Raw genomic sequence first — 19,216 nt, forward strand, 5'->3', positions numbered from 1 at the left:
CGTGTTCCCGCAGCCTACTGGACCGGCGGCGACTGCTTGGCGGCCTCGGATGCCTTCTCGGGCGTCACGTCGAGGATGCGCGCGCGACCGGTGATGGTCGCCGCCTCGGGCAGGCAGTCCTTCATGCAGGGCTTGGCCGTCCAGAATTCCTTCTCCGCCGTCTCGCGGTCGTCCATGAAGAAGTTCTTCTCGTTCGGCAGCCGGATGGTGGCGAGGTTCTTCTCGTTCACCTCGAAGTCCTGATCCTTCAGGATGTCGTTGAGGTAGAGAAGGTACGCCGTCAGCGAGTAGGTCTCGTCAGGCGTCAGCGTCTGCGCCGCCCCGAATGGCATGGCCCGGTGCACGAAGTCGAACACCGTCGTGACATACGGCCAGTAGGAGCCGACGGTCTTGACCGGATTGTCGGACTTGAGCGTGCCGGCACCGCCGGCGAGTTCCGGCCAGCGGCCGGCACCCTCGCCGAACTCGCCGTGGCAACTGGCACAGCGCTCCTGGAAGATCGTCTCGCCGAGCGCCGCCGTGCCCTTGCCGACGGGAAGCCCCTTGCCGTCGGGACGCACGTCGATGTCCCAGCCCTTGATCTCCTCGGGCGTCGCCGCACGGCCGATGTTCAGGCGCTCGGCGCCCGCGGCGGCGGTCGTGAGGAAGAGGACCGCGAGAGCGGCCAGGGTGCCGTTACGCGACCTCGACATTCTCGATCTCCCCGCTGGGCAGCACGTGCCAGGTCTGGATGCCGTTGTTGTGGTAGATCGAGTTCAGCCCGCGGTGCTGGCGGAGCGCCGCCTTCGTGGGCTGGACGTAGCCGGTCTCGTCGACGGCGCGCGATTGCAGCAGCAGCTCGTCGCCGTTCCAGTCGAACTCGTAGTAGAAGCGGGTCAGCGCCTTATCGAGCACGGGGCCGTCGAGGCGCGCGGCGCGCCAGTTGCGACCTCCGTCGAGGGAGACGTCCACGCTCCTGATCTTGCCGCGCCCGGACCAGGCGAGGCCCGAGAGCACCGTGAAGCCCTTCTGGCGCATCGGCGCCTGGGGGCTCGGGTTGGTGATCACCGACTTCGCGTCCATGACCCAGGTGAAGCGCCGCGCCCGGCCGTCCGGCAACAGGGCGGTGTACTTCGACGTTTCCTCGCGGGTGTGCCAGGGCTCGTCGCCGACCTTGATCCGGCGCAGCCACTTCACCCACATGTTGCCCTGCCAGCCGGGCAGGACGAGGCGCAACGGATAGCCGTGCTCGGGGTAGAGCGCCTCGCCGTTCATGGCGTAGGCGACGATCGCGTCGTCGAGCGCCTTCTCCATCGGTACCGAGCGCGTCATCGCCGCGGCGTCGGCCCCTTCCGGCAGCAGCCACGTGGCGTTCGTCTTGAGGCCCGCCTCCTCCAGGAGGACCTTGAGCGGCACGCCCGTGTACATCACGCAGTGGACCATGCCGTGCGTGAACTGGCAGCCGTTGAGCTGGGCGCCCTTCCACTCCATCCCGGAATTGGCCGCGCATTCGAGGAAGGCGATCCGATTGACGCGGGGGAAGCGCTTCACGTCCTCCAGCGTCAGCATCAGGGGCTTCTCGACGAGGCCGTGGATCATCAGCCTGTGCTCGGCCGGGTCGATCTCGGCGATGCCGCCGTGGTGGCGCTCGAAGCCGAGGCCGTTCGGGGTGATGATGCCTTCGAGCTGGTGCAGCGGCGTGAAGCTGACCGAGCTCTGGCGCGAGGCGGTGAGCCACTCCACGTCGCGGCGGATCACGTCCGCCTCGAACTTCGACGGCCGGCCGTAGGGGCGGCTGACGACACCGTCCCCGAGGGTCTGCGACCATTCGGGCACGTTCGGCGGCAGGTTCTTGGCGTCGGCCGCCGCGGCCCTGCCGGCAAGGGCACCTGAGCCGACGGCGCCGCCGAGGGCGAGACCTGTCCGCAGGAACGACCTGCGCGAGGGCGGGGGCGGCGGCTCCGAGATGCGCTTCGGGTCAGACATCGGCTTCTCCGAACTATTTCATATATTCTGATGAGTGAATATATTCGGTGCGATCAAGCGCCCCGGACGGTGACCTGCGCCGGGGTCGGGTTCACGGTTCCCTTGCGTTGAACGTGGGCGGCCACGACGTCCCAGATCGGCGGCCCCTCGGTGCCCTCGTTGACACTCGCCCAGCCGGCCACCGTGTACGAGCCTCCGGCCTCGGCGGGCTTGCCGGTGCGCAGGAGCGTGAGGTCGGAGATGCGCTGGCCTGCCGGCCGGGCCACGTCGATGGCGTAGGAGACGCCGCCGACCCGCACCATGTCGCCGCCCTGCTGATAGTACGGGTCGGCGTTGAAGAGGTTGTCGGCGACGTCCTCCAGCACCTCCTTCAGCCGGCTCCCCGTCATGGTCATGCGGTAGGCCGCCGGGTAGGTGATGGCGGTGGCGTTGTAGACGTCCTCGCGGGTGATCGGTTGGCCCGGCAGCAGGGTCGTGCCCCAGCGGAAGCCGGGCGAGAGCGCGATCTCCGCGTCGCGCTCCGCGAGCAACGCGTCGCAGATCATGTCGTCGATGGTGCCGTTGAAGTTGCCGCGGCGGTAGAGCAGGCCCTCTGCCCGCCCGAGCTCCTCCTTGAGCATGGCCTCGTGGGGTGCCCGGATCGCCTGGATCTTCGCCGTCATCGCCTTCTGCGGCGCGATGACGTCGGAGAAGATCGGGATCAGCTTCGAGCGGTAGCCCCTCACCGCGCCGTCGCGCACGTCGAGGTCGACGCGCGTGAGGAACTTGCCGTGGCTGCCGGAGGCGATCATCAGGGTCTGGCCGACCTTGACCGCCTGCGGCAGGGCGTCGTGCGTGTGGCCGGTCAGGATCACGTCGATCCCCTTCACCCGCGAGGCGAGCTTGCGGTCGACGTCGAAGCCGTTGTGCGAGAGCAGCACGACGAGGGCGGCCCCGTCCTTGCGGGCCCTGTCGACGCTCGCCTGCACGTCCTCCTCGCGGATGCCGAAGGACCAGTTCGGGATCATCCAGCGCGGGTTGGCGATGGGCGTGTAGGGGAAGGCCTGCCCGATCACCGCGACCTTCACGCCGCCGCGCTCGAACATCTTCGTGGACTCGAAGGCCGGCTCGTTCCACTCGGCGTCGCGTACGTTCTGGCCGAGGAAGGGACAGCCGAGCCCGTCCACGATCTCCTTCACGCGGTCCGTGCCGAGGGTGAACTCCCAGTGGCCCGTCATGGCGTCCGGCTTCAGCAGCGCCATGCACTCGACCATGTCCTGGCCCTTGCTCAGCATTGACGTGTAGCTGTTCTGCCAGGTGTCGCCGCCGTCGAGGAACAGGACCTTGTCGCCGCGCTCGGCGCGGATCGCGTCGAGCGCCGTGGCGATGCGGTCGAGGCCGCCCATGCGCCCGTAGCCGCGCGCGAGCGCGACGTAGTCCTCGGGCGTCAGGGCGTAGGCGAGCGGGGAGCCGCCGGGGATGCCGAACAGGTCGAGGTAGGCGCGGCCCGTCACATGCGGGATCTGGCCGCGCGCCTCGCCGACGCCGAGATTGGTCGAGGGCTCGCGGAACAGCACCGGCAGGAGTTGCGCGTGGATGTCCGTCAGGTGGACCAGGGTGACATTGCCCATCGGCTCGAAGGCCAGGAGGTCGTCCTGGGTGAGGCGCTGCTGGGCGAAGGCCCGGGTCCAGCCGCTCGGGACGAGCGCGGCGGTGGCGGCGGCGATCTGCAGGAAGTCGCGGCGTGAGGTCATCGGGGCCCGTGCGGCTCAGTTGCGGACGGCCGGCGTCTCGACCGGCAGGCCGAGGCCGCGCCAGGCGACGTAGATCTCCAGCGCGAGGAACTCGTCGGAGAGCGGCTTGAAGGGGGTGGCCCGCACGTCGAACATGCAGCCCTCCATCCGTTCATGGAGCGGCACGAGGCGCTGGTCGCGCAGTCGGTAGACGGGGAAGCCGTTGCTCTGCCCCTGGCTCAGGAAGTCCGCGCGCAGGAACTTGCCGTGGTTCTTCTCGTGGCAACTCGCGCAGGCGAGGTCGAGCTGTCCGTTGCGCTGGTAGTAGAGGGCCTTGCCGCGCTCGAACCACGGCGTCATCGGCCCGTCGACCTTCACCGCGACCGGCATGCCGCGGGACTGGTTGCGGATGTAGGTCGTCATCGCGGTGAGTTCCGGCGAGCCGAAGGCCCAGGGCTCGGCCTTCAGGGCGCCGCTGCGGCAGAGGTTGATCCGCTGCTCCAGGTTGACCGGTTTGCCGAGCTTCTCGTTCCACTTGGGGTAGGCGGCCGCCACGCCCTTCATCGAGGTCGCGGCCTCGTTGTGGCAACTCGCGCAGGACTTGCCCGCCGCGCCGTCGACCTTCGACCAGAGTTCCTCGCCCTGCTCGACGGCGAGGAAGCCCGGGTTATTGAAGTCGTCCGCCTGCATCGCCTGCGTCTCCTTGGAGCGGAAGTACAGGCCCGAGACCACCTCCTCGAACGGGGAATCGGGGCTTTGCGGCTTGATGCCGTGCTCCTGCCAGGCCGGACGCTCGGACGCGTCCTGCGCGCGCGGCGAGGGCGTGTCCTGCGCGTGCGTCGAGACGGCAAGGGCGAGGATCGCGACGGCGGCGAAGGCCAGAGGATAGGGAACGGACGGCATGGGAGCTCCGGCTCGACGTGGGGAGGCGCTCCGGGGCGGGACGCCCCGGGAGAGCGTCATGCGACCTTGATCTGCTCCGTGGCCTGGATCTTCGAGCCGTCGTCGTCGACCCAGGTGAAGGTCAGCGTCCCCGACTCCTCGGGCTTGAGCTTGAACTGGAAGTACGGGTTGGCGGAGACGGCGCTCTCAAGGTCGGCGCTGAAGATCGTCTTGCCGTTGAGGTCGCAGGTGAACTTGTTCAGGATCTTGCGCGGGATGGTCTTCCCGTCCTTGTCCTTGCGCTGACCCGATTCCATCGTGTGCGAGACGAGGGTCTTCACCTCGATGACGCCGCCCTTGGCGACTTCCTTCTTGTCCAGTTTGATCCGCGGCTTCACGTCGGCCATGTTGTCCTCCGGGTCTCGTGCTGATCGGCTCTAAACTCTTGTTTCGACGTGCTCTCTTGCGCCGAACCGGTACCCACTTCGGCGGAGAGCGCTCTAGACATCAGCCGCCGCAGCCGCCGATGGTGACCTTCACCTGCTTCACGTCGCTGAAGACCGAGCCGTCGTTCATGCGGGCGACCGCGATCACGTTCTGGGTCTCGGCGAGCCGGATGCGCGTGTTGGCCTCGGCCACGCTCGATGGCGTGAAGTGGAAGCTGATGACGCCGGGGTTCGGGTTGCCTTCGGCGACGATCATCACCTCCTCGACGAAGCTCTCCTTCGTCATCGGTGCGTCGACGCTGACCGTCATCGGGACGGTGTTGCCGTTCTCGGCGATCTCCGGAAGTTCGAGCTTGACCTTGCCCTTGATCGGCTCCTTGCCGCGCGTGAACGCCTTGATGGCCTCGTCGGTGCTGTTCTTCGCCGCGCGCGCCGGCCCCGCGCGCAGGGTCAGGCTCGTCGCAAGGACGGCTCCGGTGCCGAGGGCGAGGGCTTGGCGGCGGTTCAGGGGAGACATCATGGTTGCGGTTCCTTCACGGCTCGCGCGTCACTTCAGGGTGGTGAGGTAGGTGACCACGTCCTCGACCTGCTGGGCGGTCAGGATCGGCTTGCCCTGGAACTCGGGGCGGACGCGGTTCAGGCCGTCGACCCGGTAGAAGGCCGGCATCACGGTCGCCTCGGTGAAGACGTGCTTGGGGTTGACCACGATCATGCGCAGATGCGCCGCGTCCCAGCGGCCCGCGACGCCGTCGAGGGAGGGGCCGACCTCGCCGTGGAAGGACTCGGTCTTGAGCGACGAGATTTGGTGACAGCCGAGGCAATTGCCCTGGCGTCGGTTGGCCACGACCTTGGCTCCGGCGGAGGCGTCGCCGGGCTTGTCGGTCAGCGGATCGGGGATGGCATCGGTGCCATCGACCGCCACGATCTCGAATGGGGGAAGCCCGCCCGAGGCCGTCTCGGCTCCGGCGGCGGTCGCGAGAGCGCATGCTCCTGCGATCGCGTAGGCGTGAATCGGCCTGCGCATCTGGGTTTCCTCGGTGCGCCGTCTCTGCGGCTTCCGCGACCGTTCGTGGCCGCTCGCATCGCCGCCGGGCCTCCACCCATCGACATATGCGAATTATTGCAAGTTTGTCCTAGATCGCGTTCGAGTCAAGTCGAAATATTCCTTGAGGCAGGGACGGCGGCCGGCTCTCTAGCCCTTCTGTCCGGGGCCGGGGGAGCGCAGGTATTCGCGCAGGCTCGTCCGTTCGTAGCCGCGCTCGGCCACGAAGGCGAAGGTGCGACGGAAGTCCTCCGGCGCGACATAGCCTTGCATGCGCAGGACCTCCCGCTCCCGGGGACGCTTGCCCGCGAGCGTCGCCCCGTCGTCAGGGAAGAACTGGAGGGTCGGCGTGAAGCGGACCCCGTACTTCTCCGCGAAGCGCTTCTCGGACAGGCGTTCCCCGTCGAAGTCCGTCACCTCCCGCGCGCCGATGATGTTGAGCTGCAGGATCTCGAACCGGTCGCGGACGAAGCCGCTCGTACCCGGATCCGCGAAATTCACGAGGTGCATCTCCTTGCAATAGGGACATCCCTTCAGCTCCCAGAGCACGGCGAGGCGCTTGCCGCGCTCGTGCGCCGCCTTCAGGTCGTCGGGCAGGTCGAGGAAGCTTTCGAGGAACCAGGACTGTCGATAGAGGCCGTCATCGCCCTGGATCGGCTCGGCCGCGGCACGTCGCGGCAAGCCGAGCGCCAGAACGCCCGCGAGGAACCGGCGCCGGGTCGACATGGCGTTTCCTCCAAATATTCTCCTTCATGCATGTGTAGGGTGCTTCGTCGGTGCCTGGCAATCCGGGGATGGCGACGTTCGGGCGGCCTGCGCCTCTTCTCCGACTGTATCGCGGAACTGTCCGGCCGTTACGTCGCGTTGGACCGGTACTGTCCGGGCAGCCCGGGTCTCGACGACGCAGCCGAGCGCGCGGAGATCGAAAGCGCGGCGAGCCGCGTCGCCGCGGCCGTGAACCGCTGCGACGCGGAAGCCGGCGAGGCCGTTCGGTCGGATCCGGAGTTCCGGCGCCTCGCGGACGGGATGGCGGCCAGCCTCGCCAAGGTGGCGTCCGCCGTCGCCGCCCGCGACCCGGCGCTGCTTCACCGGCTCCTGATCGAGTTGCGTGCCTTCGAGCGGCTCCTCGCGTTCCGGTACGGATGAGGCTCAAGGCGGCCAAGCCGCGGGGCGCGCCTCCGCCCGGCGGTAATGGCTCACCCGATCCGCCCGAGGACCGGAACGGCGTCCGTCAGCCATGATCCCACGAGGGGCATCCACCCGCCGAAGATGACGACCCCGGTCGCGACGAGGGCGATGCCCGTCGTCGCCTCGATGGTGCGTACGTGGCGCCGGAACCGGCCGGCCACCCTCAGGAAGGGGCCGGTGAAGAAGGCGGCGGCGACGAAGGGCAGGCCGATCCCCGCGGCGTAGGCGGCCAGCAGCCACGCGCCGCGCGCGACCTCGTCCTCCCCGCCGGCAAGCAGCAGGATGGAGGCCAGGACGGGGCCGACGCAGGGCGTCCAGCCGAACGCGAAGGCGAGCCCCACGAGGAAGGCCCCGACGATGCCCTCCGGGCGGGCCTCGACCTGGAATCGCACGTCGCGCAGGAGCGGCATCCAGCGGAAGATTCCGATCATGTGGAGGCCGAGCACGACGATCACGACGCCGGCGACGCGCGACAGCACGCCGACGTGGTCCGTCAGGAGCTGGCCGATGGCGGACGCGCTCGCGCCGAGCGCCACGAAGACCGCCGCGAAGCCGAGCACGAAAGCCAGGGCACGCAGGACGGCGCGGCGCGCGAGCGTGCGGTCCGGGCGCTCGGCGAGTTCCTGCAACGAGGCGCCGGCCAGGAAGCAGAGATAGGGTGGCACCAGCGGCAGGATGCAGGGCGAGAGGAAGGAGAGCAGCCCGGCGCCGAAGGCGGTCAGGATCCCGACGTCGGCGGTCACGGCGCTACCCCCCTCGAACATATTCGACTTTCCCTATATTATGCGCCGGGATGCCGCGCTTGGGAAGGCTGATGCACGGAACGAGGCGGTCCATGATGGCGGCGGCATGGGGGCTTTTCCTGCTGCCCGCGACGGCCGAGGCCGCCGAACTGCTCATGTTCGAGCGGCGCGGTTGTCCCTGGTGCAGGGAGTGGAACCAAGTGATCGGCCCGGTCTACCCGAAATCGGACGTCGGCCGGCGGGCGCCGCTGCGTCGTGTCGACCTCGACGCGGGCATGCCGCCGGGACTCACGCTCAAGCGCCCGATCCGCTACACACCCACGTTCGTCCTCGTCGAGGGCGGGCGCGAGCTGGGCCGGATCGAGGGTTATCCGGGCGAGGACTTCTTCTGGGGGCGGGCCGAGCGGCTTCTCGGTCGGCTGCCCGCCTCGCCCTGAAGCGGCGCGGACGGCACGCCACCTGCAAGCGAACGGCCAGGAAGAGGACTGAACGATGCCGCTGCAGCAGGCGGAGACGGCGACGAACGGGACGGCTCCCGGATCCATCGACCTGGATCTGCTGCTTGCCAACGCCCGGGACGCGAGCGAACTCCTGAAGGCCCTCGCCCACGAGGCGCGGCTCGTCATCCTCTGTCTCCTCGTCGAGGGCGAGCGATCCGTCTCGGAACTCGAGCAGTTGCTGAACCTGCGCCAGCCCGCCGTCTCGCAGCAGCTCGCACGACTGCGCGCCGACGACCTCGTGGAGGCCCGCCGGGACGGCAAGAACATCTACTATGCCCTGGCCCGCCCCGAGGTCCGCGAGATCATCGCGGCCTTGCATCGCGCCTTCTGCGAAAGGGGGACGGGCTGACGGTCGTCCCGGTCCGTGAAGTGGGCGCCTTCGTTTCCCGTGGCATCCTCGGGAACCGGGTCCGAAATGCCATTCTCATCGTTTGCGCCCTCCCGAGCGGGCGCCGTGAGCATCCTGCACCGCGCGTTGCGTCGAGCAGACGGCGACGAACGCCCGTAACGGTCCCTGCCACTGCCCGAATACGACAAAGGCATAACACGTTGCGGCGGGCTCGACGCTGAGGCGCTCAGGCGTGACGGTCCACGAGGTAGTACAGACCGGCCCGCGCGCCGATGAGAATTGATGTCAGAGCGAGCATCGAGCCGACCGATAGCGTCGAGAGCCCACTCAGCCCTTGGCCGATGGTGCATCCCAGGGCGGTCACGCCCCCGGTGCCCATCAGGAACGCCCCGAGGAGATGGCGCTTGACCTCGCGCGCGTCGTCGGGGGCCTCCCAGTGGAATTCACCGGCGCTGCGCGCGGCGACGAAGGCGCCGAGGAGGACCCCGACGACGGAGCCTACACCGAAGTCGACCTTCATTCCGCTGGCGAGCATCGCGTACACCAGCGTGTCGCCGACGGGACGGGCGAAGCTGAAGGAGCCGACCGCGCGCGTCTCGAAGTCGTCGTGGCCTGCGACCCCGTTCGTCCACCAGCCGGCGACGATGAGGCACCCTATGGCAACGGCGCCGTAGGGGAGCCGTCGGGTCTTCCGGAAGCCGGGCTCGGCGAGGGCGGCGAAGCCGAGGCCGGCCGCGACCGTGAAGCCCAAGGTGTCGACGCCGTTTCGGTCGAGGCCGAGCAAGGTCCCCAGCCGTTGCGCGCCGGCTGCCCCGAGATCGACGCTCAGTGCTTCGGCCAGCGCCGCCCGCCCGAACCCGGTCAAGCCGCCGATGGCCATGTATGCGGAGAGGCCCAGCACCAGCAGGACGGGAAGTGCCCTCAGGTCGCCGCCGCCGAGGCGCAGCAGGGCCCCGAAGCCGCAGGTCCCCACGAGTGCCATCCCGAACCCGAACATCACGCCGCCGCCGACCAGCGCTCCCCATTCCAGGCGCGGACTCAGGTAGATGGACCGCGCGAGGTCGAGGCCGGCATACGTTTCCAGCAGGTGGGTGCCCAGGATCGCGATCCCGGCGGCGAGCATCCAGGCACGGGCCCGTCGCGTGTCCCGCGCGTAGACGGCGTCCTCGACGGCGCCCAGCGTGCAGAACCGCCCGCGGCGGGCGACCGAACCCAGCAGCGCTCCCAGAACGAAGCCGAGTGCCGCTCGAAGGAGATGCACGGGCAAGATGTCCAGCATCAGCCGAGCCTCGCGGCCGAAGTTGCGACGGCCTGCGTCGAGGCCGCGACAACCGATGCGCGAGCGATCGCCGCAACGTTCGGGTCTCGATGCCGAGGACGCGCGCGGCCGCAGGCACGTTGGCGCCCATGCCGCGAAGGACCGCCTCGGCATCCCTCCGTTCCCGGCGCGCCATAGCCTTGCATCGCTGCGTCGGCCGGAGGCGCCATCCGGCGCGCGCACGGGATTTCGAACGCCACGACGGGCACCCGGCGCGGCCTTCAAACCGCCAGCTTGGGCTTCGCCATCCACTCGCGCCCCTTGAGCATGCCTTGCCAGTAGATCGGCGGGAGCATGCGCTCCTTGAGCAGCCACGCGGCTCGGCTCGGCTTCGTGCCGTCGATGAACCAGGATGGGAAGCTGGGGAGGAGCTTGCCGCCGTAGCCGAACTCGGCGAGCAGGATCTTGCCGCGCTCGACCGTGAGCGGGCACGAGCCGTAGCCATCGTAGACGGCATCCGGCTCCTTGATGAAGCCCATGTCGCGCAGCAGGTTGTGCGCCACCACCGGCGCCTGCTTGCGCGCCGCGGCGGCGGTCTTGGCGTTCGGCGCGCTGCAGGCGTCGCCCAGCGCGTAGACCTCGGCGAAGCGCTTGTGGCGCAGGCTCGCCTGGTCCACCTCGACCCAGCCGCCCGAATCCGCCAGGGGGGAGGCCCTGACGAAATCGGGGGCCTGCTGGGGCGGAACGACGTGGATCATGTCGAACGCGGTCTCGACCGTCGACTTGGTCCCGTCCTCGGCCGTGCACGTGAACCAGGCACGCTTGGCCGGGCCGTCGACGCGCGTGAGGTCGTGGTTGAAGTGGAGCTTCGCACCGTAGCGCCGGACGTATTCCATCAGCGGCGGCACGTATTCCTTCACGCCGAACAGGCTTGGCGTTGCCGTAAAGAAGTCGATCCCGATGTCCGCCAGGCGGCCCGCGCGCCGCCAATGGTCCGCGGAGAGGTACATCGCCTTCTGCGGCGCGCCCGCGCACTTGATCGGCATGGGCGGCTGGGTGAACACGGCCCGGCCTCCGCCGAGGCCCTGGACCAGTTCCCAGGTGTAGGGTGCGAGGTCGAAGCGGTAGTTCGAGGTGACCCCGTTTCGGCCGAGCGTCTCGTCCAGACCCTCGATGCCCGCCCAGTTGAGCACGAGCCCGGGGGCGACGACGAGGCGGTCGTAGCCGACGGTCCGGCAGCCCTCCAGCACCACGGCCTTCTTCTCGGGCTCGAAGGCGACCACCCCGGCCTTGATCCAGGTCACGCCGTCCGGGATCAGCGACACCATGGTTCTGGCGGTCGTGCTCTGCTCGAACACGCCGGCGCCGACCATCGTCCAGCCGGGCTGATAGCAATGCACGTCGGCCGGGTCGATCAGGGCGACCTCCAGGTCGGGCTTGCGCGCCTTCAGGCTCGAGGCGGCCGCGATGCCGGCCGCGCCGCCGCCGACGATGACGACGGCGAAGCGTCTCTCGGTTCCCTCTGTCGGTGCGCCGCCGCGCGCCGCGATCCGCCGGGCCGCGCCGTTCATGTCGTAGCCCGCGGCCTTCGTGGCCGCCAGGATCTCCGGCACGGCGCGGCCGCGCCGTGCCTCGGCCAGCGACCAGAGCGTCGCCGAGCGCGAGCCGGTGCGGCAGTAGGCGAGGGTCGGCTTCGGCAGGGCGTCCGCCGCAGCCTTGAAGGCCGCGACGTCTTCGTCGGTGATCCCGCCCGACGTGACGGGCAGGTAGCGCGCGGCGATGCCCGCCTGCCCGGCCAGCCGCTCGATCTCGCCGAAGTTCGGTTGGTCGGGACCCTCGGCATCGGGGCGATTGCAGACGATCGACCGGAACCCGGCAGACGCAGCCGCCGGGATGTCGTCAGGCCCGATCTGCGGGGCGACGGCCAAGTCGTCCGTGATGTGCTTGGCGTCCATGGAGTGTTCCTTTCAATATTTAAAATTACATAATGAACTTGATTGACCCGATCATAGGAGATATTGACAAGGGTGCAATCCCCATAATAGCTGGCAGTGCGCCGTCGAGATGCCGGGACGAACAATATATGATTTCACATATTGAAACGCTGGACGATGCGACCGGCAGACCGGCCTGTCCGCCGGTCATGGGCGATCCCGCTCCCGGCTTCCGGGCACGCACGACGATGGGAGAGCGGATGCTTGAGGATTACCGCGGGCGCTGGCTGGTTTTGTTCTCCCACCCGGCGGACTTCACGCCGGTCTGCACGAGCGAGTTCCTCGCCTTCTCGCGCGCCTATCCCCGCTTCCAGGCGCTGGACTGCGACCTGCTCGGCCTCTCCGTCGACAGCCTGTCGTCGCACCTCGCCTGGGCGCACAACATCGAGGACCGCTTCGGCGTTCGCGTACCGTTCCCGATGCTGGAGGATCCCTCCATGGCCATCGCGCGCGCCTACGGCATGCTGCCTCCGGGCGCCGTATCGAGCGCGACCGTGAGGACCACCTTCGTCATCGATCCGGACGGGATCATCCGGGCCTCCTCCACCTACCCGATGACGGTCGGGCGCAACGTCGAGGAGATCCTGCGCCTCGTCGCCGCGCTTCAGGTCACCGACGAGGCGGACGTCGTCACGCCGGAGGCCTGGCGGCCGGGCGACCCGATCATCGCCGCGCCGCCGCTGACGTTCCACGGAGCCGCCGGCCGCCCGGACGGCGAGGCCGGCGACTGGTACTTTCGAACGGGGACCTTGTGACCATGGCGGAGACGAACGGCCCGCGCCCTATCGTCCGGGGGTTCTACGAGCGGCGAACCGGCAGCATCCAGTACGTGGCCTCGTGCCCGCGGACGAAGCGCTGCGCCATCATCGATCCCGTGCTCGACTTCGACGAGAAGTCGGGCGCGACCGCGACCCGATGCGCCGACGAGATCCTGGACTACGTGCGGGCAGAGGGGCTCACGGTCGAATGGATCCTGGATACGCATCCCCACGCCGACCATTTCTCGGCCGCTCAGTACCTCAAGGAGCGGACCGGGGCCCCGACCGCCATCGGCGAGCGGATCGTCGAGGTCCAGAAGCTCTGGAAGGCCATCTACGGCCTTGCGGACCTGCCGACGGACGGCTCGCAATGGGACCGCACCTTCGCGGAGGGCGACACCTTCTCGGTGGGCGAGGTGCCGGCCCGGGTCCTGTTCTCGCCGGGACACACGTTGGCCTCCGTCACCTGCGTGGTCGGCGACGCCGCCTTCGTGCACGATACCCTGTTCATGCCGGATTCGGGCACCGCGCGCGCCGACTTCCCCGGCGGCAGCGCCGCCGCGCTCTGGCGCTCGATCCAGGCCATTCTCGCGCTGCCCGACGAGACGCGCGTCTTCACCGGTCACGACTATCAGCCGAACGGTCGCGAAGCGCGCTGGGAAAGCACTGTCGCCGAGCAGAAGGCACGCAACACCCACATGGTCGAGGCGCGCACCGAGGCCGACTTCGTGCGCATCCGCGAGGCGCGCGACGCGACCCTGCCGATGCCCAGGCTCATCCTGCACGCCCTGCAGGTCAACATCCGTGGCGGCCGGCTGCCCGACCCCGAGGCGAACGGCAGGCGCTATCTCAAGTTTCCGTTGAACGCCCTGGATGGGGCGGCCTGGGAATGAGCCCGGCGGCATCGCTTCCCGAGGGCAAGGCGCGGGAGGTGGCCGACCTCCTGAGGGTGTTCGCGCACCCGGGCCGCCTGCGCCTCCTCTGCCGTCTGTTCGAGGGCGAGTGCGCCGTCGCCGAAATGGAGCGCGAGCTCGGCATCCGGCAGCCGAGCTTGTCCCAGCATCTGAGCGAGTTGCGCGAGGCCGGGTTGGTCTCGACCCGCCGCGAGCACAAGACCGTCTTCTACACGCTGACGGAGCCGCGTGCGCGCGAGTTCGTCGAGATCCTGCACGAGATGTTCTGCTCGGGCGAGCCGCGGCGGCGTGCTCGGCGCGGGAAGGCGAGCGGACGTGACCGGAACGGCGGGGCGGCCATGTTCGCCTGGACGGGCGGCACGATGGCCGGCCCGGGCCCGGACCGTTCGGAGCGGTCCACGCGGTGAGCGCCGTGCTCGCCTTCCTGTCCGGCGGCTTCGTCGGGTTCAGCCTCGGCCTCATCGGCGGCGGCGGCTCGATCCTGGCCACCCCCCTCCTCCTCTACGTGGTGGGCGTGGGACAGCCGCACGTCGCCATCGGGACGGGGGCGCTCGCGGTGGCGGTCAGCGCCTTCGCGAACTTCGCCGGCCATTGGCGGGCCGGTAACGTGCGCTGGGGCAACGCGCTCGTGTTCGCCGCCTTCGGCGTGATCGGCGCGCTCGGCGGCTCGACGCTGGGCAAGGCCTTCGATGGCGAGCGCCTGCTCTTCCTGTTCGCCCTGGTCATGATCGCCGTCGGGTTGCTGATGCTGCGGTCCGGCACGCGCCGCCGCTCGGCGCCTGCCGCGGCCGGCGAGCCCGTCGCGCCGGCCTTCACGCCGAGGTTGGCCGTGGTGGCGCTGGCCGTCGGCGTCATGTCCGGGTTCTTCGGCATCGGCGGCGGCTTCCTGATCGTGCCGGGTCTCGTGTTCGCGACCGGAATGCCGATGATCAACGCCATCGGCACCTCACTCTTCGCGGTCGGCGCGTTCGGCGTCGCGACAGCGGCCAACTATGCCCTCTCGGGCTTGATCGATTGGCCCGTCGCGGCCCAGTACATCGCCGGTGGCCTCGTCGGCGGCTGGGTCGGGATGCGCCTGGCCTGCCGTCTCGCCGGACGGAAGGGCGCGCTCGACCGGATCTTCGCCTCCCTCATCTTCGCGGTCGCCGCCTACATGCTCTATCGGACAGGCGGCGCCTGGACCTGATCGAGCGGAAGCCTCGGATCCTGCCATGGCCCTCACAAGTCTCGACGCCCTCGTGCTCGCCCGCGCGCAGTTCGGCTTCACGGTGGCCTTCCACATCGTGTTCCCGGCTTTCTCCATCGGGCTGGCGAGTTACCTCGCCGTGCTCGAAGGGCTGTGGCTCGCCACGAAGCGCGAGGTTTACATCAACCTCTTCAAGTATTGGCTGAAGATCTTCGCCGTGGCCTTCGCCATGGGCGTCGTCTCCGGCATCGTGATGTCCTACCAGTTCGGCACCAACTGGTCGGTCTATTCCGACAAGACCGGGCCGGTGCTCGGGCCGATGATGGCCTACGAGGTGCTCTCCGCCTTCTTCCTGGAGGCGGGCTTCCTCGGGGTGATGCTGTTCGGCATGAACAAGGTCGGACGCGGCCTGCACTTCGTCGCGACCCTGATGGTGGCGGTCGGCACCTGCTTCTCGGCCTTCTGGATCCTGTCCGTGAACTCGTGGATGCAGACGCCCCAAGGCTACGCCATCAGCGCGCAGGGGCAGTTCGTACCCGCCGACTGGTGGGCGATCGTGTTCAACCCGTCCTTCCCCTACCGCCTCGTGCACATGGTGCTGGCCGCCTACCTCACCACCGCGCTGGTGGTCGGGGCGGTCGGCGCCCGGCACCTCCTGCGCGACCGGGCGAATGCGGGCGCGCGCACCATGTTCTCGATGGCGATGTGGATGCTGGCTTGCGTCGCGCCGCTCCAGATCCTGGCGGGCGACGCGCACGGTCTCAACACGCTGGAGCACCAGCCCACCAAGGTCATGGCGATGGAGGGCCATTTCCGGAGCCATCCGGACGGGGCGCCGCTGGTCCTGTTCGGCCTGCCCGACGAGCAGGCCGGCACCGTGCGCTACGCCCTGGAGATCCCGAAGCTCTCCTCGCTCATCCTGAAGCACGGCCTCGACGCGCCCCTGAAGGGCCTCGACAGCGTGCCGCGGGCGGAGTGGCCGCCGGTGCCGATCGTGTTCTGGTCGTTCCGCGTGATGGTCGCCATCGGCTTCGCGATGCTGGGGCTCGGCCTGTGGAGCCTGTGGGCGCGCGTGAAGGGCCGGCTCTACGCGATGGCCTGGCTGCACCGCGCGGCGATCGCGATGGGTCCGGCGGGTTTCGTGGCCGTGCTCGCCGGCTGGATCACCACGGAGGTCGGGCGCCAGCCCTACACGGTCTACGGCCTCCTGCGCACCGCCGATTCCGTGTCGCCGCTCCAAGCGCCGGCCGTGGCGGCCTCGCTCGTCGCTTTCGTGCTGGTCTATTTCGCGGTGTTCGGCATGGGCGTGCTCTACATCCTGCGGCTGATGGCGCAGGCGCCCCATGCCGGCGAGCCGGGCCTGCAGCCCGGCCTGCCGATCCGCACCGCCGGCGTCACCCCGGCACCCGCGGTCGATCCCGACCGCCGCCTCCAGCCCGCGGAGTGAGACGATGCTTGACTCCCTGCACCTCTCCCTCGATCTCTCGGTGGTCTGGGCCTTCGTCATCGCCTTCGCGGTTTTCGCCTACGTGGTGATGGACGGCTTCGACCTTGGCGTCGGCCTGCTCTTCCGCGGCCTCCGACCGGGGGAGGAGCGCGATACCGCCATGAACTCGATCGCGCCCGTCTGGGACGGCAACGAGACCTGGCTGATCCTCGGCGGCGGCAGCCTGTTCGCCGCCTTCCCGCTCGCCTACGCGATCATCCTGCCCGCGCTCTACGCGCCGATCATCGCGATGCTGCTCGGGCTGATCTTCCGCGGCGTCGCCTTCGAGTTCCGCTGGCGCGACCCAGGGCACCGCGCCGCCTGGGACGTCGCCTTCACCGGGGGCTCGCTGGTGGCCGCGCTCGGCCAGGGCATCACGCTCGGCGCGCTGCTGCAGGGCATCTCCGTGGCCGGCCGCGGCTACGGCGGCGGCTGGTGGGACTGGCTGACCCCGTTCAGCCTGCTCACGGGGATGAGCCTCGTCCTCGGCTACGCCCTGCTCGGCGCCACTTGGCTGGTGATGCGCACCGAGGGCACCACCCGCATCCACGCCCGGCGCATGGCCTTCCGCTTCGGGGTCGCGACGATCGCCTGCATCGGCCTCGTCAGCGCGGCGACGCCCTTCCTTAACGCGGCCTATGCCGGGCGCTGGTTCACGTGGCCGAGCGTGCTGCTCACCGCGCAGGTGCCGCTCTTCGTGGTGGTCGGCACCGCCCTGTTCTTCCGCGCGCTCGCGCGGGACGCCGAGCGGGCGCCCTTCCTGCTGGCGCTCGGCCTGTTCGCCCTGTCCTACGCCGGGCTTGGCATCAGCATCTTCCCCGACATCGTGCCCGGCCGGGTCACGATCTGGGAGGCGGCCTCACCGCGCTCCTCGCAGATCTTCATGCTGGTGGGCGCGAGCGTGTTGATCCCGGTCATCCTCGCCTACACGGCCTATGCGTACTGGGTGTTCCGCGGGAAGGTCGGCCAGGAGGGTTACCATTGAGCACGCCGCCCCCGTCCTGGGCCTCGCGCCTCGGCTGGTTCGCGGCCCTCTGGCTCGGCGGCGTCGTGACGGTAGGCCTCGTCGCCTACGGGCTGCGTTTCTGGCTCAAGGGATGACTCGTCCGCAGCGGCTTCCGGCGACCCGAAGCCTGAGGCCGACAAGACATCGTGAGAGAGGCGCGGACCGAGCTGTCCTATGCCTGCTCGACGCGCGGCCAATCCCCTCAGTCGGTGTGTTCTGGGACTGGCCCTCAGCCTGCCGGTCGCCGGGGTTGCGGACGCCGATGAACCGGCCAAGCTCAGCAGCTTCCAGCCTCTCGGGTCGAGGATGCATACCCGTCCGCCGAGGAACTCGCCGCCGCCCCTGTGCTGGAGGACTGGGAGTTCGGGGTGCGGCCGGTGGCGGCGCTCGTCGATCGTGTCACGCACCATCCGGATTTCCCAGCCGTCCGTCCGGGTTCGCACCTCGGAGGTCTACGTCTTCGACCGCCGTACCTGGGCCAGAACCTGTTCGAGGCTCTATCGGTTGGGGCGTCCGGCAGGTCCGCGTCCGAGCTTTACAGTAGGGCGCAGGCCGACCCATCGAAGCGGCCTGCCTCCCCTCCCCGGACACCCGGATGCCGATCCCGCCTTCCGGGACGCCGGCGAGGGAAGGCTCCCTCGTCGGCCTAAGCCGCCGTGCGAGGAAGGCAGATGGTGACCTTCCTCGTCGGGAGCGAGCTTGAGCGGAGCTGGGGCAATTTCTCCAAGCTCAATGGTCGGGCATCCTAAGTGGCCGCAAGCAACCTGTTGCTTCCTGGGAAGAACCCGGCCTCGCCCCAACCTGTCGCCGAGCGTCTTCTCCATCAGCTTATCGCCATCAGTGGGCAGTGCAGGTGCAAACTCCTGACCCCGAGCGGACCCTGGGGCCACCGCTGGCGAAGGTCCGGATGGAGTGGGAAAGCGGCTCTAGAGGCTGTTATGAACCGGCTGCGAGTTGAGCGGCCTTTTTGAGCATCAAGCAGACGAAGGCGACGATGTGGAGGTCGGCCAGCGTACTGGCGTAGCGCTCGTAGTCTTTGACGAGGCGGCGGAAGCGTGTGGCCCAGGCAAAGGAGCGCTCCACGACCCAGCGCCTGGGCAGCAGCACGAAGCCGCGCTTGGCCTCGGGCAGTTTCACGACCTCCAGTTCGATGCCGTGCTTGCGCGCGGCCGCAGCCGGCTTCTCGCCGGTGTAGCCCTGATCGAAGGCGATCTCGACGTGATCGTCGGTGGCCGCCTGCACGGCCTTGGCCAGACGCTCGACCTGGGCACGGTCGTCGGCGTTGGCCGGCGTGACGTGCAGGGCCAGGAGATGGCCGAGCGTGTCCACCGCCATGTGCAGCTTCGAGCCCTGCTTGCGCTTGGCTCCGTCGTAGCCGGCCCGATCGCCGCTCTCGGGTGTCGCCCGCAGCGTCCGGCTGTCGAGGATGGCCGCCGACGGCTCGGCCTTGCGTCCGGCTGCCAGGCGCAGCACGGTTCGAAGGTCCTCGGCCAGTTGCTCGAAGCAGCCCGCCGACAGCCAGCGTTGCGCCTGCTGGTAGACCGCCGCCCAGGGCGGCAGGTCGTGGGGCATCCAGCGCCAGGGCGCGCCCGTCTTCACCACGTAGCGCAGCCCGTTGAACACCTCCCGCAACGGGTGCGCGCGCTGGCCCGCGTCCTCGCGCACCAGCGTCAGGTACGGCGCGACCAGCGCCCACTCACCATCGGATACATCGGACGGATAGGCTTTTCGGATCAGGCTCATGCCCGATCATCTGAGCCATCTGCCAGATAGGTCCATAACAGCCT

Annotated in this window: 22 protein-coding genes; 10 read left to right on the forward strand and 12 right to left on the reverse strand. The window is 69.2% G+C overall.

Annotated features, from left to right (window positions below):
- Positions 1–14: 14 nt before the first annotated feature.
- The 8 genes from PGN25_01230 to PGN25_01265 all read right to left on the reverse strand — a co-directional run bounded on the left by PGN25_01230 (position 15) and on the right by PGN25_01265 (position 6,773).
- On the reverse strand, positions 15–692 hold the full coding sequence (locus tag PGN25_01230) for a c-type cytochrome (GenBank protein ID MEH3116271.1): 678 nt from the start codon (positions 690–692) through the stop codon (positions 15–17).
- Positions 676–1,965, reverse strand: coding sequence for a sulfite dehydrogenase (gene soxC / locus PGN25_01235; GenBank protein ID MEH3116272.1), 1,290 nt, complete (start codon positions 1,963–1,965; stop codon positions 676–678). The genes PGN25_01230 and soxC overlap by 17 nt, the downstream gene beginning before the upstream one ends.
- Before the next feature lie 53 nt (positions 1,966–2,018).
- On the reverse strand, positions 2,019–3,698 hold the full coding sequence (soxB, locus tag PGN25_01240; protein ID MEH3116273.1) for a thiosulfohydrolase SoxB: 1,680 nt from the start codon (positions 3,696–3,698) through the stop codon (positions 2,019–2,021).
- 15 nt (positions 3,699–3,713) lie between these two features.
- Positions 3,714–4,580 carry a sulfur oxidation c-type cytochrome SoxA gene (gene soxA, locus PGN25_01245; protein ID MEH3116274.1) on the reverse strand — a complete coding sequence of 289 codons (867 nt, stop codon included), beginning with the start codon at positions 4,578–4,580 and terminating at the stop codon, positions 3,714–3,716.
- 56 nt (positions 4,581–4,636) lie between these two features.
- Entirely contained in the window at positions 4,637–4,966 is a 330-nt protein-coding gene (soxZ, locus tag PGN25_01250) for a thiosulfate oxidation carrier complex protein SoxZ (protein ID MEH3116275.1), read from the reverse strand.
- A 100-nt stretch (positions 4,967–5,066) separates the two neighbouring features.
- Entirely contained in the window at positions 5,067–5,522 is a 456-nt protein-coding gene (gene soxY, locus PGN25_01255) for a thiosulfate oxidation carrier protein SoxY (protein ID MEH3116276.1), read from the reverse strand.
- A 30-nt stretch (positions 5,523–5,552) separates the two neighbouring features.
- Positions 5,553–6,029 (reverse strand): sulfur oxidation c-type cytochrome SoxX, encoded by a 477-nt coding sequence (gene soxX / locus PGN25_01260; protein ID MEH3116277.1) that lies wholly within the window; start codon positions 6,027–6,029, stop codon positions 5,553–5,555.
- Between the two features lie 168 nt (positions 6,030–6,197).
- Positions 6,198–6,773 (reverse strand): thioredoxin family protein, encoded by a 576-nt coding sequence (locus PGN25_01265; GenBank protein MEH3116278.1) that lies wholly within the window; start codon positions 6,771–6,773, stop codon positions 6,198–6,200.
- 138 nt (positions 6,774–6,911) lie between these two features.
- On the opposite strand from PGN25_01265, the gene PGN25_01270 reads away from it, so the two are divergent.
- Complete coding sequence (locus tag PGN25_01270; protein ID MEH3116279.1) at positions 6,912–7,193, forward strand: hypothetical protein; 282 nt, start codon at positions 6,912–6,914, stop codon at positions 7,191–7,193.
- Between the two features lie 50 nt (positions 7,194–7,243).
- On the opposite strand, the gene PGN25_01275 is transcribed toward PGN25_01270, so the two are convergent.
- On the reverse strand, positions 7,244–7,978 hold the full coding sequence (locus PGN25_01275) for a cytochrome c biogenesis protein CcdA (GenBank protein MEH3116280.1): 735 nt from the start codon (positions 7,976–7,978) through the stop codon (positions 7,244–7,246).
- 95 nt (positions 7,979–8,073) lie between these two features.
- On the opposite strand from PGN25_01275, the gene PGN25_01280 reads away from it, so the two are divergent.
- Positions 8,074–8,415 carry a thioredoxin family protein gene (locus tag PGN25_01280; protein MEH3116281.1) on the forward strand — a complete coding sequence of 114 codons (342 nt, stop codon included), beginning with the start codon at positions 8,074–8,076 and terminating at the stop codon, positions 8,413–8,415.
- Positions 8,416–8,470: 55 nt separating this feature from the next.
- A complete protein-coding gene (locus PGN25_01285; protein MEH3116282.1) occupies positions 8,471–8,827 on the forward strand; it encodes a metalloregulator ArsR/SmtB family transcription factor in 357 nt (118 codons plus the stop codon).
- Between the two features lie 226 nt (positions 8,828–9,053).
- Here PGN25_01285 and PGN25_01290 read toward each other — a convergent pair whose 3' ends face one another.
- Positions 9,054–10,106 carry a YeeE/YedE family protein gene (locus PGN25_01290; protein MEH3116283.1) on the reverse strand — a complete coding sequence of 351 codons (1,053 nt, stop codon included), beginning with the start codon at positions 10,104–10,106 and terminating at the stop codon, positions 9,054–9,056.
- Positions 10,107–10,366: 260 nt separating this feature from the next.
- The gene (locus PGN25_01295) at positions 10,367–12,040 is read right to left on the reverse strand and encodes a TIGR01244 family sulfur transferase (GenBank protein ID MEH3116284.1); all 1,674 of its coding nucleotides are present in this window, start codon (positions 12,038–12,040) and stop codon (positions 10,367–10,369) included.
- 128 nt (positions 12,041–12,168) lie between these two features.
- Here PGN25_01295 and PGN25_01300 point away from each other — a divergent pair, with 128 nt between their 5' ends.
- From PGN25_01300 to PGN25_01330, 7 genes are read left to right on the forward strand one after another with little or no spacing between them, the layout of a single operon-like run.
- On the forward strand, positions 12,169–12,834 hold the full coding sequence (locus tag PGN25_01300) for a peroxiredoxin (GenBank protein MEH3116285.1): 666 nt from the start codon (positions 12,169–12,171) through the stop codon (positions 12,832–12,834).
- A gap of 2 nt (positions 12,835–12,836) precedes the next feature.
- Positions 12,837–13,730: an MBL fold metallo-hydrolase gene (locus PGN25_01305; GenBank protein ID MEH3116286.1), complete on the forward strand. Its 894-nt coding sequence runs from the start codon at positions 12,837–12,839 to the stop codon at positions 13,728–13,730.
- Entirely contained in the window at positions 13,727–14,158 is a 432-nt protein-coding gene (locus PGN25_01310; GenBank protein MEH3116287.1) for a metalloregulator ArsR/SmtB family transcription factor, read from the forward strand. The genes PGN25_01305 and PGN25_01310 overlap by 4 nt, the downstream gene beginning before the upstream one ends.
- Positions 14,155–14,937: a sulfite exporter TauE/SafE family protein gene (locus PGN25_01315; GenBank protein ID MEH3116288.1), complete on the forward strand. Its 783-nt coding sequence runs from the start codon at positions 14,155–14,157 to the stop codon at positions 14,935–14,937. Before PGN25_01310 ends, PGN25_01315 begins: the two co-directional genes overlap by 4 nt.
- Before the next feature lie 25 nt (positions 14,938–14,962).
- Positions 14,963–16,384 (forward strand): cytochrome ubiquinol oxidase subunit I, encoded by a 1,422-nt coding sequence (locus PGN25_01320; protein ID MEH3116289.1) that lies wholly within the window; start codon positions 14,963–14,965, stop codon positions 16,382–16,384.
- Between the two features lie 16 nt (positions 16,385–16,400).
- Positions 16,401–17,408: a cytochrome d ubiquinol oxidase subunit II gene (gene cydB, locus PGN25_01325; protein ID MEH3116290.1), complete on the forward strand. Its 1,008-nt coding sequence runs from the start codon at positions 16,401–16,403 to the stop codon at positions 17,406–17,408.
- Positions 17,405–17,524 carry a DUF2474 domain-containing protein gene (locus tag PGN25_01330; GenBank protein MEH3116291.1) on the forward strand — a complete coding sequence of 40 codons (120 nt, stop codon included), beginning with the start codon at positions 17,405–17,407 and terminating at the stop codon, positions 17,522–17,524. Before cydB ends, PGN25_01330 begins: the two co-directional genes overlap by 4 nt.
- A gap of 841 nt (positions 17,525–18,365) precedes the next feature.
- On the opposite strand, the gene PGN25_01335 is transcribed toward PGN25_01330, so the two are convergent.
- On the reverse strand, positions 18,366–19,172 hold the full coding sequence (locus tag PGN25_01335) for an IS5 family transposase (GenBank protein ID MEH3116292.1): 807 nt from the start codon (positions 19,170–19,172) through the stop codon (positions 18,366–18,368).
- Positions 19,173–19,216: the final 44 nt, after the last annotated feature.

It is taken from the genome of Methylorubrum populi (assembly GCA_036946625.1).
Classification (GTDB): domain Bacteria; phylum Pseudomonadota; class Alphaproteobacteria; order Rhizobiales; family Beijerinckiaceae; genus Methylobacterium; species Methylobacterium populi_C.